Source organism: Mesorhizobium sp. B2-5-13, assembly GCF_006440535.1.
Taxonomy (GTDB): domain Bacteria; phylum Pseudomonadota; class Alphaproteobacteria; order Rhizobiales; family Rhizobiaceae; genus Mesorhizobium; species Mesorhizobium salmacidum.
In genome coordinates, this window is sequence record NZ_VFUI01000002.1 from 192,641 (window position 1) to 206,605 (window position 13,965).

General features: G+C 62.9%; 12 protein-coding genes. 1 reads left to right on the forward strand and 11 read right to left on the reverse strand.

What is annotated here, in order from left to right:
- Nucleotides 1–20 precede the first annotated feature (20 nt).
- The gene (locus tag FJ434_RS04230; protein ID WP_140716326.1) at nucleotides 21–506 is read left to right on the forward strand and encodes a hypothetical protein; all 486 of its coding nucleotides are present in this window, start codon (nucleotides 21–23) and stop codon (nucleotides 504–506) included.
- 143 nt (nucleotides 507–649) lie between these two features.
- Here the strand turns inward: FJ434_RS04230 and FJ434_RS04235 are convergent, their stop codons facing one another.
- The 11 genes from FJ434_RS04235 to FJ434_RS04285 all read right to left on the reverse strand — a co-directional run bounded on the left by FJ434_RS04235 (nucleotide 650) and on the right by FJ434_RS04285 (nucleotide 13,865).
- Nucleotides 650–2,086: a S8 family serine peptidase gene (locus tag FJ434_RS04235; protein ID WP_140506799.1), complete on the reverse strand. Its 1,437-nt coding sequence runs from the start codon at nucleotides 2,084–2,086 to the stop codon at nucleotides 650–652.
- Nucleotides 2,076–2,744 carry an anti-sigma factor gene (locus FJ434_RS04240; RefSeq protein ID WP_140506797.1) on the reverse strand — a complete coding sequence of 223 codons (669 nt, stop codon included), beginning with the start codon at nucleotides 2,742–2,744 and terminating at the stop codon, nucleotides 2,076–2,078. Before FJ434_RS04240 ends, FJ434_RS04235 begins: the two co-directional genes overlap by 11 nt.
- The gene (locus tag FJ434_RS04245) at nucleotides 2,741–3,307 is read right to left on the reverse strand and encodes a sigma-70 family RNA polymerase sigma factor (protein WP_140506795.1); all 567 of its coding nucleotides are present in this window, start codon (nucleotides 3,305–3,307) and stop codon (nucleotides 2,741–2,743) included. Before FJ434_RS04245 ends, FJ434_RS04240 begins: the two co-directional genes overlap by 4 nt.
- Before the next feature lie 204 nt (nucleotides 3,308–3,511).
- On the reverse strand, nucleotides 3,512–4,351 hold the full coding sequence (locus tag FJ434_RS04250; RefSeq protein ID WP_140506793.1) for an alkaline phosphatase family protein: 840 nt from the start codon (nucleotides 4,349–4,351) through the stop codon (nucleotides 3,512–3,514).
- Nucleotides 4,352–4,433: 82 nt separating this feature from the next.
- Complete coding sequence (locus tag FJ434_RS04255; RefSeq protein ID WP_140748922.1) at nucleotides 4,434–6,020, reverse strand: ABC transporter substrate-binding protein; 1,587 nt, start codon at nucleotides 6,018–6,020, stop codon at nucleotides 4,434–4,436.
- Between the two features lie 218 nt (nucleotides 6,021–6,238).
- Entirely contained in the window at nucleotides 6,239–7,894 is a 1,656-nt protein-coding gene (locus FJ434_RS04260; protein WP_140716336.1) for an ABC transporter ATP-binding protein, read from the reverse strand.
- Complete coding sequence (locus FJ434_RS04265) at nucleotides 7,894–8,718, reverse strand: ABC transporter permease (RefSeq protein ID WP_140716338.1); 825 nt, start codon at nucleotides 8,716–8,718, stop codon at nucleotides 7,894–7,896. Before FJ434_RS04265 ends, FJ434_RS04260 begins: the two co-directional genes overlap by 1 nt.
- A gap of 8 nt (nucleotides 8,719–8,726) precedes the next feature.
- Complete coding sequence (locus tag FJ434_RS04270; RefSeq protein ID WP_140716340.1) at nucleotides 8,727–9,686, reverse strand: ABC transporter permease; 960 nt, start codon at nucleotides 9,684–9,686, stop codon at nucleotides 8,727–8,729.
- 16 nt (nucleotides 9,687–9,702) lie between these two features.
- Nucleotides 9,703–11,289: an ABC transporter substrate-binding protein gene (locus FJ434_RS04275; protein WP_140506785.1), complete on the reverse strand. Its 1,587-nt coding sequence runs from the start codon at nucleotides 11,287–11,289 to the stop codon at nucleotides 9,703–9,705.
- 154 nt (nucleotides 11,290–11,443) lie between these two features.
- Nucleotides 11,444–13,429: a CocE/NonD family hydrolase gene (locus FJ434_RS04280; RefSeq protein ID WP_140748925.1), complete on the reverse strand. Its 1,986-nt coding sequence runs from the start codon at nucleotides 13,427–13,429 to the stop codon at nucleotides 11,444–11,446.
- Nucleotides 13,430–13,508: 79 nt separating this feature from the next.
- Nucleotides 13,509–13,865: a type II toxin-antitoxin system MqsA family antitoxin gene (locus FJ434_RS04285; RefSeq protein WP_246675873.1), complete on the reverse strand. Its 357-nt coding sequence runs from the start codon at nucleotides 13,863–13,865 to the stop codon at nucleotides 13,509–13,511.
- Between the last annotated feature and the right edge of the window lie 100 nt (nucleotides 13,866–13,965).

A 13,965-nucleotide genomic window follows, 5' to 3' on the forward strand; every position in this document is an offset into this window, starting at 1 on the left:
AAGCCAGCGTACCGGCTGCCTTGGCTGGCCGCACGGTCGAACCGACGCGCACCATAGGCCATCTTGTGCGTCTGCTTGGCTTAGTGGCGTTCCTGCTCACCGTGGCCGGCGCTGTCTTCTGGACGTTGCCTGGCATCGAAAAAATGAATCTGGAAGCCGGGCGAGCAGAGCGGAAAGTGGTCGAGATTGTCAACCAGCCGATTACGCATCTGCCCCGCTCCGGGCCGGTCTCGGTATTTGCGCCAGGCTGGTTTCACCCGGGCGCCACAACCCCGGATTTCAACAATGTTGATGTCCGTTCCACACAGGAACTCACCTATGAAGGCGATGTCACGTCAGACCTGAACCCCACCGAAATGTTCATCGGAAGTGAACTCGAATTCAACGCCATGACCAAATATTTCTATTCCGATCGAACGCTGCCCAAGAAGCGGTTGTCCAACTCGGAAATGATCGAGATCAACGGCCTTACCGGGTTATTGGCAGCGATGAGCAGGCGGTATTAATGCGATGGCTGGCAATAATCGGTTTGGCTGTCGCCGGGCTTTGTCTTGGATTGGCGTTGCTTCCGCTATTCCGTCGAACCCGGCCAACTGGCGACAGGTTGATCGGCCGCAGATCGACGAAATCGACGCCTGAAGCGAAAAACCTACTCCCTCACGGCGTCGGCCGCCTTAAGATCCAGCAGCCCGTAGCCGAAATCATTGTCGCGCCCCTTGGGCCCGAGATCTCTCGCCGTCACTGCAAGTGCCTTCTCGATGTCGTTGGCCGAGCGGTCGGGCGTGGCGTGGATGAGGTTGGCGATGGCGCCGCTGACGATCGCCGCGGCAAACGAGGTGCCCGTCACCACGTCCGAGCCGGCGCCGCTCGGTGCCACCATCTCGACGCCCGGCGCCGAGATGAAGACATAAGCGCCGCGATTGGCCTGCGGCATCAGTCCGTCACTGGCGTCGGTGGCCGTCACCGCGATGACACCGTCAAAGGCGGCCGGATAGCCATAGGGCGCCTTCGGGCCGTTGTTGCCGGCGGCGGCGACCAGCACCATGCCGAGCGCCCGTGCATTACGGCAGGCGGTGCCGAGCAGGTCGTTTTTCGGGCCGACGAAGCTCATATTGATGATGCTGACATTCTGGTCCGCCGCCCAGTCGAGCGCCGACAGGATGACGTCCATGGTCGACTTGCCGCCCTCGAAGGCACGCGCGTGGTAGATTTTCGCGCCCGGCGCCATGCCTTCCAGCGGGCCGACGCCGGCAATCAGACCATCGATCGAAGTGCCGTGGTCGCGCTTTTCGATCGGGACGTCGGGCATCGCGTCGAACTGCGCGGCGATGACCCCGGCCAGAGCCGGATTGGTATCGTCGATGCCGGTATCGATGACGGCGACACGCACGTTCTCGCCACTGGCCTGTTTGGCGTCGAGCGCGATACGGTCGAAGGCATAGTTGACGATGCCGGCCGCCTGCTGCAGCGAATAGATATGATTGGGCTCGCGGCGCTGCGTGCGGCCGTCGGCGGCAAGCTGCGCCAGCACGACGCCGACGGGGCGGCCATCGGGAATGCCGAAACGCACCAGCGTGGTGCCGAGCAGCCGGGACTGGCGCTGCGAGCGCACTTCAAGGCCGAAGGAAGCGGCGATCTGCTGCACGGCTTCGGCATCGCCTTCGACGGTCACCAACACCTCGTCGGGTACGAAGTCGCCGGTCACGGCGCGTCGCGACTGGACGGCGATGAGATCGGTCGGCGAGATGATCGGGCCACCGGATGGCGGGCCTGCCTGGTTCCCGGCGGGGGCTGTCGCGGGCTCCGGCCGTGGTGCCGGAACCGGTGCAGGAAGGGCGGCCGGGTTGGGGAAGAGGTCAATGATCAAGGCGGGCAGAAAAACGGCGCCGGCCTGGGCCGCACCCGACCCACCCTTATCGCCGCCGTCCTTGACGCAGTCGGCCGCGGCCGCCTTGGCCTCGTTGCTGCAATCGATTTGCGTCCGGTCGGGAGTGGCATCGTTGCTCTGCGCCGACGCAGGCACGGCGGCGATCGTCATCGCCGCCGCCAGGATAGCCGCAAATCGAATGACCGCCTCAACCGCCATCAACAGGTTTCCTTCCCTCGATCACAGCCTCCGCGAAAGGCTGGGCGGCAATAAGGCCCCGCAGTTTCTCATAGTCGGCGGCTGTCGTCGCCGGAATGGCGAGCCTGAAGACGCCGTCGGCGGTCGGCCCGCCGATGATCTTGAGCTTGTTGGCGTCGAGAAAGGCCGCAATATCGGCCATCCTGGCGTCCGGCTTGAATTTGATCAGCGCGAACGGCAATTTGGCCAGATCGTCTTGTGCGCCGGCGATCTCGAAATTGCCGCCCTTGCCGCCAGGCTGCACCAGAGACTGGACCGCGATCAAGGCCAGCAGGACCGCTGCCGCCGCCCAGGCGACGCCGACCGGCACCGCCATAAGACGGCCCCAGGTCTGCGCCAACCAGGATGCGCTTGCGGGCGCCCGAACCGGCCCTGCCTCCGCGTCGAGCGCCTTGGCGAAGCGGCTGAGCGCATCGGCCGGCGGGCGGATCGCCTCATTGGCCGCCGCCGTGCCGGAGAACTCGGCTTCCGCCTCGCCGAGCGCGACAAGTGCCGCCGGATCTGTGGCCAGCCATTCTTCGATGGCTTCCAGATCCGAACCTTCGAGCGAACCGTTCAGGTAGAACGGCAGCAGCGTTTCCATTTCGTCGCGGCGCGACATCTTTTCAGCGGCGCTCATGGCCACCCCCTGTCGTAACCGGCGGCCTTCAAGGCTTCGCCGAGTTTCTTGCGGGCGTAGAACATACGGGTCTTTACGGTCGCGACCGGGGTGCCGAGCACCTGTGCGATCTCGGTCACCGATTGCCCTTGATAATAGGCGAGGTCGATCACCGTGCGGTGCTCCTCAGGCAAGGCGTCGATGAGGCGGCGCAAGGCGGCGGCCTTGTCCTCCTTCATGGTGACGACCTCAGGCGTGTCGGCGCTATCGGGCACCGCCGCGGCGGCCTCGTCGTCGATCCAATCTTCCTTCTTCTTGCGCAGCAGCGAGAGCGCCTTGAAGCGGGCGATGCCGAGCAGCCATGTCGAGACTTCGGACCGCCCTTCGAAGCTCGGCGCCTGGCGCCACAGTTCGAGGAACACTTCGTTCGCGATATCGTCAGCCATCATTTCCGATCCCGTCTGGCGCGCCACGAAGCGGTAGACCCGCGCGTGATGACGCATGAACAGGAGCCGCACGGCAGCCCGGTCGCCCTTCGCGACCCGGTCGACAAGCGCGCGATCGGTCTCCGTCGCCGCCGTCATGGCCGGTCGAGCCGCCTGGCTCCTGTCCGCTCTGTCGCCGATCGATCCAAAAAGGTTCATCCTCCGCCAAGGAATTCTGGGAGGCTAACCGAAGAGCGGGACGGTTGCCAGAGCATCCCTTTTCGCCATTTACGGGGAGAAGGTGCCGGCAGGCGGATGAGGGGCGGCGCCAGCCACTCGATCAGGACAGAAGAGCCTTCGCTTTCAGGACAGAAAAGCCTTCGCTTTCATCGTCGCCGGCACCGGCACGCCAAGCCGGCTCAGAACCGTTGGCGCCAGTTGCAACTGGTCGAGCAGCGTATCGGCGTCCGGCCCTTCGCCCTGTCCGAAATAATACAGCGCGAAATCCTGCATCTCGTCGTCATGGCCGCCATGGTGGCCGCGGTCGGTCTGGCCGTGGTCGGCGGTGACCATGACCTCGTAGCCGGCCTCGATCCAGCCCGGCAGGAAGGCCGCCAGCATGCCGTCCATGGCGTAGCAGGCATGGTCCATCTCGTGGCAGTCATGGCCGAAACGGTGGCCCATCGAGTCCAGCGTGCAGGTGTGCAGGACACCATAGTCGATGCCGTGGCGCCGGGTGAGCATGGTCAGCGTCGCGAACAGGTCGACATCGCTCGGCGTCATCTGGTTCTTGAGATTGTAGCCGGTCATGGTGTGGAAGCGGCCATGCTTGATCGGGCCGTCCGGCTCGTCATATTCCATGTCCTCGACGAGATCGAACGGGTAGGAGCGGAAGAATTCGGACCAGTAGGAATGGGTGACCGCGCCGGTCTTGCCGCCGGCCTTGCTGACTTCCGAGAAGATGTCGGGCTGCACGACGCGAAAGCGGTTCTCGTTGGACAGGATGCCGTGCACCTGCGGCGACACGCCGGTGTGGATCGAGGCATAGCAGCAGGCCGAGGTCGACGGCAGCACCGAGCGCATCTTCCACACTCGTGCCCCGCCCGACTGCACCCAGCCTTCGAGATTGCCCATCAGCCGGCGCCAGTTCCGGTAGGGAACGCCATCGAGGATGATCAGCAGAAGCTTGGATTGGATCGCCACGGGTTGCTCCATGCGATTGTCTGTTGAAACGAGTGCGCCGCGTGTCGTTCGGACACGCGGCGCTTTCGCTATGAGACAGATGTCAGGCGTTCAGCCAGCATTCTCCCAGCGCGTACCCATCCATCATTTCGCCGATCGGGTTCTTGACCCATCCGCTGATCTTGTTGGTGGCGGCCGCGTCGATGAACTGGTTGAAGAAGGGCACGATCAATCCGCCTTCATCGCGCATCATCACCGCCATGTCGTGGTAGATCGCCTTGCGCTTGTCCTGGTCGAGTTCGCCGCGCGCCGCGAACAGCATCTTGTCGAATTCCGGCCGCTTGAAGCGCGTGTCGTTCCAGTCGGCCGTCGAGACATAGCCGGTGGAATACATCTGGTCCTGCGTCGGGCGTCCGCCCCAGTAGGAAAGAGAGAAGGGCTGCTTATTCCAGACTTCCGACCAATAGCCGTCGCCCGGCTCGCGCTTGATCTCGATCTTGATGCCCGCCTTTGCGCAGGACTGCTGGTAGAGCTGGGCGGCGTCGACGGCGCCGGGGAAGGCGACGTCGGAGGTGCGCAGCAGGATGGAGCCGCTGTGGCCCGATTTCTTGTAGGCTGCCGCGGCCTTTTCCGGGTCGAACTTGCGCTGTTCGATGGCGGTAAATAGTGGATAGGCCTCGTTGATCGGGAAGTCGTTGCCGACCGAGCCGTAGCCGCGCAGGATCTTCTCAAGCATTTCGTCGCGGTCAATGGCGAGCTTAAGCGCCATCCTCAGATCATTGTTGTCGAACGGTGCGGTGTCGCAGAACATGTTGAACGGGTAATAGCCCCGGCCCGACACGTTCTCGATGCTGACGCCTGGAATGCGCTTGACTAGGTCGACGACCTTCGGCTCGATACGGTTGATCATGTGGACCTGGCCGCCCTGCAGCGCCGCCAGCCTGGCCGTGGCGTCGTTGATGACGACGATCTCGATCTGGTCGGCATGCCCCGCCTTGTCGCCACGCCAGTAATTGGCGAAGCGCTCGCCGCCATGGCGCACGCCGGGCTGGTTGACGGTGACTTTGTAGGGACCGGCGCTGATGCCCGCGTTGGGGTTATCCTTGCCGCCATTCGGCTGGATGACGAGATGGTAGTCGGCCATCAGATAGGGGAAATCGGCGTCGGCGTCGCCGAGCGTGACGATGACTTCCTTGCCGCTGGTCTTGATGCCCTTGATGTTCTTGAGAACGCCCAGCGCGCCCGACTTCGATTTCTCGTCGGCATGGCGCTCGAGCGTGGCGGCGACGTCTTCGGCGGCAACGGTCTTGCCATTATGGAATTCGATGCCGTCGCGCACCTTGATCGTCCAGGTCTTGGCGTCCTTGGATGCGCCGATCTCCTCGGCAATCAGGTGAGTCAGGCTGTTGTCCGGCATCAGCCGGACCAGATATTCGCCCCACTGCTTGCAAAAACTGTAGGTGACCTGGCTGAGGTTCAGCGCTGGATCGAGGCTGTTGGTCGATTCGCCGCCCTGCAGGCCGGCCTTGAGGACGCCGCCCTTGACAGGCGTCTGTGCGAAGGCCCTGCCGGCCAGCGTCGTGGCCAGCGCCGCCGACACGCCCAGTGCCGCGGTACGGCCAAGGAAGTCGCGGCGCGATATCCGGCCCCGGCCGGCGAGTTCAGCGAGATGGTCGAGTTCAGTTTTCATGTCCTACCCCTTGTTGAAAACAACGTCGCACCAGTGGCGCCCGTCCAAAGGACGTGTGGCGTCCTAGTGTTGCATGCGGATGACGGCCGCCATCTCCCCTGGCTGGCGGATCGCCGGCTGGCTAGAGCAATTCCAAAAGTGTGAACGGTTTCCGTCCGGAATTGCGTAAAAACAAAGAGATAGAGCAGTTCATCGTTTCCGGGAAACGGTGAACCGCGCTAGTTCCCCGCGCTGGCCATGCGCCGCCCCTTGATCGCCTTTTCCAGCCAGCCGATCTCCATCTCCGGGACCGATGACAAGAGAAGGTCGGTGTAGTCATCGAAGGGGGGCGTCAGCACCTTGCTTTTCGAACCATAGCGCACCACCTCGCCGCGATACATCACAGCGATCGAATCGGCGATCGACTTCACCGTCGCCAGATCGTGGGTGATGAACAGATAGGCGACGTTCTCCTCCTTCTGCAGTTCAAGCAGAAGCTTCAGGATGCCGTGCGCCACCAGGGGGTCAAGCGCCGAGGTCACCTCGTCACAAATGATCAGCTTGGGTTTTGCCGCGAGCGAGCGGGCGATGCAGACACGCTGCTTCTGGCCGCCGGAAAGCTCGGCCGGGTAGCGGTCGACAAAGCCCTTGCCCATTTCGATCTTGTCGAGCAGTTCGGCGACGCGGGCATCGCGCTGCCTGCCGCGCATGCCGAAATAGAATTCGAGCGGCCGGCCGATGATGGTGCCGACGGTCTGGCGCGGGTTCATCGCCACGTCGGCCATCTGATAGATCATCTGCAGCTGGCGCAGGTCTTCCTTCGGCCGGTCGGCAAGCCGGTTGGCCAAGGGGCGCCCGTCGAATGTAACGGTGCCTTGCTCGGGCGGCAAAAGTCCGGTTATGGCGCGCGCCAGCGTCGACTTTCCGGAGCCGGATTCGCCAACCACGGCCAGCGTCTGGCCGGGGTAGATGTCGACCGAGACGTTCTTCAGCACCTTGACGTGGCCGCCGCCATAGGCGGCGGTCACGTTCTTGACCGACAGGAACGGCGCGGTGCCGGGTTTTTGTTCGGCATGTTCGATCTCGTGCACCGAAACCAGCGCATTGGTGTATTCCTGCCGCGGTTCCTTGATGATCTGGCGGGTGCCTCCCCATTCGACCAGCCGGCCGTGACGCAGCACCATGATCTCGTCCGAAACCTGGGCGACGACGGCCAGGTCGTGCGTGATGTAGAGCGCCGCCACATGAGTGTCGCGGATAGCATCCTTGATCGCCGCCAGCACGTCGATCTGCGTCGTCACATCGAGCGCCGTGGTCGGCTCGTCGAAGACGATCAGGTCAGGCTCCGAGCACAGTGCCATCGCCGTCATCACACGCTGCAGCTGGCCGCCTGAAACCTGGTGCGGAAAGCGTTCGCCGATGGCTTCCGGGTTGGGCAGGCTGAGCTTCTTGAACAACGCGATCGCCCGTTTCTCGGCCTCCGCCCGTGTCGCCGTCCCGTGCAGCAGCGTGGCTTCCACCACCTGGTCCATCAGCCTGTGCGCCGGATTGAAAGCGGCCGCCGCCGACTGCGCGACATAGCAGACCTCGCGACCGCGCAGCTTGCGAAAGTCCTCCTTGCCGCCCTTGAGGATGTCGCGGCCGTTGAGGAGCACCTCGCCGCCGGTGATGCGCACGCCACCACGGCCATAGCCCATGGATGACAGGCCGATGGTCGACTTGCCGGCACCGGATTCGCCGATCAGGCCGAGCACCTTGCCCTTCTCCAGTGTCAGCGAGACATCGTGCACCAGCGTGATGGTCTTCGGCGCCTCACCGGGCGGATAGACCGTCGCCTCGATGCGCAAATTGCGGATGTCGAGCAGAGGGGTGGACTTTGCCTTGCCGTCGGCCATCACCCGCGTCCTCCCTTCAGGCTTGTCGTGCGGTTCAGCACCCAGTCGGCGACAAGATTGACCGAGATCGCCAGCGCCGCGATCGCGGCCGCGGGAATGAGCGCTGCGCCTATGCCGAACACGATGCCGTCCTTGTTCTCCTTCACCATGCCGCCCCAGTCGGCGTCCGGCGGCTGCACGCCAAGGCCGAGAAAGGAAAGCGTCGACAGGAACAGCACCGCGTAAATGAAGCGCAGGCCGAGCTCGGAGATCAGCGGCGACAACGCGTTGGGCAGGATTTCACGGAAGATGATCCAGACGCTGCCCTCGCCGCGCAGCTTGGCGGCTTCGACATAGTCCATGACGTTGATGTCGACGGCGACCGCGCGCGACAAACGATAGACGCGCGTCGAGTCGAGAATGCCCATCACCAGGATCAGCGTCACCAGGTTGGTTGGCAGCACCGAGAGCACCACCAGGCCCATGATCAGTGTCGGGATCGACATCAGGAGGTCGACGAGGCGCGACAAGATTGTGTCGAACCAGCCGCCGAACACCGCAGCCGAAAAGCCAAGGATGGCGCCGAGCGAGAACGACAGCGCGGTGGCCAGCACCGCGATGAACAAGGTGATGCGGGCGCCATAGATCATCCGGGACAGCAAATCGCGGCCGAGATTGTCGGTGCCCAGCCAATGCGCCGCCGACATCGGCTCCCAGACATCGCCCACAATTTCGGCGTTGTCATGCGGTGAGATCCAGGGCGCGAAGATCGCCGCCAGCACGAACAGTGCCGTCAGGACAATGCCGATCAACGCGGGGATGGGGATGCGTTTGATATCGAGCATGCCCGCCCCTATTTCGGATGTCGCAGACGCGGATTGGCGACGATCGCCGCTATGTCCGCGATGATGTTGAGACTGATGTAGACGGCGGCGAAGATCAGGCCGACAGCCTGTACCACCGGCACGTCACGCTTGGTCACGTGATCGACGAGATATTGTCCCATGCCGGGATAGACGAAAATCACCTCGACCACGACGACGCCGACGATGAGATAAGCGAGGTTGAGCATGACGACGTTGATGATCGGCGCGATGGCATTGGGGAAGGCATGCTTGCGGATGACGTCGAACGCCGACAGGCCTTTCAGCTCCGCCGTCTCGACATAGGCCGACTGCATGACGTTGAGGATCGCCGCCCGCGTCATGCGCATCATGTGGGCGAGCACCACCAGCGTCAGCGCCGTCGCCGGCAGCGCGATCGCCTGCATCCGCTCACCGAAGGGCATGCCTTCGTAGACGGTCGAGATGCCGGGAAAGATCTGCCACTTCACGGCGAAGAAATAGACCAGCACATACCCGATGAAGAATTCGGGGAAGGAGGTCGAGGCCAGTGCCAGCCCGGAGATCAGCTTGTCGACCCAGCCATTGCGATAGCGCACCGCGATCAGCCCGAGAATGATGGCCAGCGGTACAGCCACGATCGCCGCCCAGAAGGCGAGGAACAGTGTGTTCCACAAGCGCGACTTGATCGAGGTCGCGATATCCTGCCCGCTCGACATCGCAGTGCCGAGGTCGCCGGTCAAGACGCCGCCGAGCCAATGGAAATACCTGACATAGGCCGGGTCGTTCAGCCCAAGCTGCTCGCGCAAATTGGCCAGCGACTCGGGTGTCGCCGATTGTCCCAAAATGGCTTGCGCGACGTCGCCGGGCAGGATCTGCGTGCCGGCGAAGATCAGGACCGAGATGGCCAACAGAAGCAGGATGCCCAGCGCAATGCGCTGGGCAATTAGTTTCAGGATGGGTGAAGACATCTCTGCAAAGCCGGACTCAGGCCTGCAGCCAGCACTTCGCCAGGGCGTAGCCGTTCATCAGCTCCTGATGCGGGTCGTCCACCCAGCCATCGACCTTGGCGCCGGTGGCGTCGATGAACTGGTTGAACATCGGCAGGATCAGGCCGCCTTCGTCGCGCACCATGACAGCCATGTCGTGGTACATCTGCTTGCGCTTGGCCTCATCGAGTTCGGCACGAGCCGCCAGCACCATCTTGTCGAAATCCGGGCGCTTGAAACGCGTGTCGTTCCAGTCGGCTGTCGACAGATAGGCGGTCGAGTACATCTGGTCCTGCGTCGAGCGGCCGCCCCAATAAGAAGCGCAGAAGGGCTGCTTGTTCCAGACTTCGTTCCAGTAGCCGTCGCCGGGCTCGCGCTTGAGCTCGATCTTGATGCCCGCCTTGGCCGCGCTCTGCTGGAAGAGCTGTGACGCGTCGACAGCGCCCGGGAAGGCAACGTCCGAGGTCCTGAGCAGCACGGTGCCGTCATGGCCAGATTTCTTGTAGTGGAACTTGGCCTTGTCGGGATCATACTTGCGCTGCTCGATCTCGCTGAACAGCGGATAGGACGCGTTGATCGGGAAGTCGTTGCCGAGCGAGCCGTAGCCGCGCAGCACCTTGGTCAGCATCTCCTCGCGGTCGATCGCCAGCTTCAGCGCCATCCTGAGGTCGTTGTTGTCGAACGGCGCCGTGTCGCAATGCATGATGAACACGTAGTGGCCGGGGCCAGCGTGGTTGCGGATGGTGACGCCCGGCACGCGCTTGATCAGGTCGACGATCTTCGGCTCGACGCGGTTGATCATGTTGACCTGGCCGCCCTGCAGTGCTGCCGTGCGCGCCGTCGCGTCGTTGATGACGATGACTTCGATCTGGTCGGCATGGCCCATCTTGTCGCCCTGCCAGTAATTGGCGAAGCGCTCGCCGCCATGGCGCACGCCCGGCTCGTTGGTCTTGACCACGTATGGACCGGCCGAGATGCCGGCGTCGGGCTTGTCCTTGCCGCCATTGGGCTGCACGATCAGGTGATAGTCGCTGAGCAAATACGGAAGGTCGGCGTTGGCTTCCTTCAGCGTCAGCACCACTTCCTTGCCGCTGGCCTTGATGGTCTCGATGCCCTTCATATAGCCGAGCGCGCCGGATTTCGATTTCTCGTCCGAATGGCGCTCGAGCGTGGCGGCGACGTCTTCGGCGGTCACCGTCTTGCCGTTGTGGAATTCGACGCCGTCGCGGATCTTCAACGTCCAGGTCTTCGCATCGTCCGAGGAGCCGATCTCTTCGGCGATGCGGTTCTCGAGCTTGCCGTCCGGCGACAGCTCGACGATCAATTCGCCCCAGCACTTGCCGAAAGCGAACGGCACCTGCGTCATCATCAGCGCCGGATCGAGGCTGTTGGTGGATTCACCGCCGACCAGGCCGGCCTTCAGCGTACCGCCCTTGACCGGACCCGCCGCGCGCGCAGCGCTTGAAAGCAGCGCGTTGGCGAAGGGTGCGGCGATGCCGAGCGCGGCCGCCCGGCCGAGAAAATCACGACGGCTCAGTTTGCCCGACGCAACCCGCCGGCTAAGGAATTCCAGTTCATTTGACATTTGAGTTCCTCACTCTGTTGGTTCGACTCTGCGGTCGATTTTCTTGCTTGTTGTTAAAGGGAATAATGACCGCAAGGGAAAGCGGTAAGCAAGACCGAATGCGACATGCCGTGGCGTAAATCGCACGTCGCATTTGGACCAACGATTTCAGCACTCAAACCAGCGCGCGCGGGACCTTTTCGTCGAAATCGCGCTCGAAGACGAGGTTTTCACCTTCGTAGGCCTCGATTCTGGCGCTGACGATGAAGTTTTGTGCGTCCGACCGCATCTGGGCCCATGTTTCGGTGCGGACCGACCATCCATTTCGCGACAGGGTCTGCGTCCAGTGTGTTTTCCCCGAGGCTGACAGAGGATCGTCGGGATGGATGGTCCAGGTTTCGCGGGCGATGCTGCCGTTGACCAGGCCGTGGTCGAGATCGCGCACTTCGCCGAAATCATCGGCAATGGAAAGCGTGACGATTCCCGTCTTTTCGTCGCGATCGACATGGCGTTCGGAATTGGCGGGACGGATCGTCTCGGTCGCCCAGGGCGCAGCCCCTTCCGGCTCGGCGAAAACGGCTTCGTCGCCTGTTGCCAGCAGGCGCAACGGCACCGATAGCGTGGCCTCCGACAAGGTCAGTCGTGCCGGTTCCGGCGAAGGCCAGATCATTGGCCAGTAGGCGGTCGAAATGGCGACGCGCAGACGGTGGCCGGCCGGCACGCGGTAGGCGCATTGGTCGAGCACGACACGCGCCGAAACCTCCTCCCCGGGAACCAGCACCTCGGGCAATTCATGCGAGTTGCGGTGCGTCAGATTGAGCACGCCATAGGAGATAAGTTCCGAGGCGCCGTCGGGATGCACGTCGCAAAGCCGGACCGCGATGTTGGCCTGGGGCCGATCGGAGGCAAGCAGGACCTCAAACTCCGGCGCGCCGACGATCTCGATCGGCTTGGTGAGCTCAGGCTGGTCGAAACACGCCGACAGCCCATCGTCAGGGCGCTGATCACCCGGCAATTCCGGCCCGAAGGTGAACGGAAAGTATTCGCCGCCGGCAAGCCCGCAGGTCTGCGGCGAAGCGACGGTTGAAGGCCCGGCATCAGGGGAAATGAGTTCGATCGCTTCAATCGTTATGTTGGACGATGGCCACTCCTGCTCGGCTATCCAGCGGCCAGGCCGCTCCGGATGCCAGCGGGCGGGACGCACGCTGTCCATGACATAGGCGCGGTAGTCGGGATCGGCCTCGACGCCGGTCTCGGCGCCCTTCAGCCAGTGGTCCCACCAGCGCAACGCTTCCTGCAGGAAGCCGATCGCGGGCTTGGGTTCGGCATAGTGTGGGTATTTGTGAATCCACGGTCCGACGATGCCCTTGACTGGTGCCTCGATGTTGCTGACGAGGTGCGATATCGTGTTGCGGTATCCGTCGTGCCAGCCGCCGATCGAGAGCACTGCAGCATGAACAGCGGAAAAATCCTCGCAGATCGAACCGCGCTTCCAATAGGCGTCGCGATGCTGGTGGCTGAGCCACAGCGGCAAAAGGAACGACTGGTTCTCCAGCCGTTTCAGCCACAGATCGCGCCATTTGTCGTCGCCGGCAATCAGCGGATCCGGTGGCCGCGACGAATAGGACAGCATGGTCGAGGCCCAGCCGAAATTTTCGTTCAAAAGGCAGCCGCCCTTGTAGTGGATGTCGTCGGCATAGCGGTCGACGGTCGAGCACAGGCTGATCACTGCCTTCAGCGCCGGCGGCTGTTTGGCCGCCACCTGCAGGCAATTGAAGCCGCCCCAGGAGATGCCCATCATGCCGACATTGCCGTTGCACCAGGGCTGCGCCGCCGCCCAGGCAATGACATCGCAGGCGTCCTGCAGTTCCTGCTCGGAATATTCGTCGTCCATCAGCCCTTCGGAATCACCGTTGCCGCGCATGTCGACGCGGATCGAGGCGTAGCCGTGGCCGGCGAAATAGGGATGGGTAAGCTGATCGCGAAAGATCGTGCCGTCGCGCTTGCGGTAAGGCAGGTGCTCAAGGATGACAGGTACTGGATCGTCGCCCGCATCCTCCGGCATCCATACCCGCGCCGACAGCCGGCAGCCATCGGGCATGACGATGCCCATGTCGGGAAATTCGACGACCTTGCGGGGAAATTCGGTGATGGTTTTCATGGCAGGCATAACGCTCCGCGGCACGAGAACTTTCAATCGTCATTCGCGACTGGAGCAGCGAAATATGCGACCTGTGCCGCTACCGCAATTCGTCGAGCAGTTCGGGATGTTTCTCCAGCAATGTCATCAATTGAATGGTCGGGCCACTCGGTTCGATCAAGCCTCTTTCATACTTGTCGAAGGCGTTCTCGCCGACCTTGAACAGGGATCCGGCCTCGCGTTGCGACAGCTTGAGCTTCGTGCGCATGCGGCGGATGGTTGACGGCGCCGGCACGCCGTCGACCTTCTCCTTGAGCGCGCGCAAGGCGGCATCGACAGCGGCCATGTCGTCGCCGACATGCACACCCTCGCGATCCGATGGCGGATAATAACCGGGCAGGTCGATGATCATGCTCTCGCCCTTATAGGTTACGGTGAATGAACGGACCCCGCGCATCAGCATCTCCGCGGTTTCGGGGAAATCATGGTTCTATTCTCCATATCTCAATTTGCCACCATAAAGGTGGCAACTCAAGTTCCATTCATATGAGGTCCGC

What these genes read in the sequence shown, in the direction of transcription:
- FJ434_RS04235 (WP_140506799.1), bottom strand. Translation starts at nt 2,086, where the DNA reads ATGGCGGTTGAGGCGGTCATTCGATTTGCGGCTATCCTGGCGGCGGCG.
- FJ434_RS04240 (WP_140506797.1), bottom strand. Translation starts at nt 2,744, where the DNA reads ATGAGCGCCGCTGAAAAGATGTCGCGCCGCGACGAAATGGAAACGCTG.
- FJ434_RS04245 (WP_140506795.1), bottom strand. Translation starts at nt 3,307, where the DNA reads ATGACGGCGGCGACGGAGACCGATCGCGCGCTTGTCGACCGGGTCGCG.
- FJ434_RS04255 (WP_140748922.1), bottom strand. Translation starts at nt 6,020, where the DNA reads ATGAAAACTGAACTCGACCATCTCGCTGAACTCGCCGGCCGGGGCCGG.
- FJ434_RS04260 (WP_140716336.1), bottom strand. Translation starts at nt 7,894, where the DNA reads ATGGCCGACGGCAAGGCAAAGTCCACCCCTCTGCTCGACATCCGCAAT.
- FJ434_RS04265 (WP_140716338.1), bottom strand. Translation starts at nt 8,718, where the DNA reads ATGCTCGATATCAAACGCATCCCCATCCCCGCGTTGATCGGCATTGTC.
- FJ434_RS04270 (WP_140716340.1), bottom strand. Translation starts at nt 9,686, where the DNA reads ATGTCTTCACCCATCCTGAAACTAATTGCCCAGCGCATTGCGCTGGGC.
- FJ434_RS04275 (WP_140506785.1), bottom strand. Translation starts at nt 11,289, where the DNA reads ATGTCAAATGAACTGGAATTCCTTAGCCGGCGGGTTGCGTCGGGCAAA.
- FJ434_RS04280 (WP_140748925.1), bottom strand. Translation starts at nt 13,429, where the DNA reads ATGAAAACCATCACCGAATTTCCCCGCAAGGTCGTCGAATTTCCCGAC.
- FJ434_RS04285 (WP_246675873.1), bottom strand. Translation starts at nt 13,865, where the DNA reads ATGCGCGGGGTCCGTTCATTCACCGTAACCTATAAGGGCGAGAGCATG.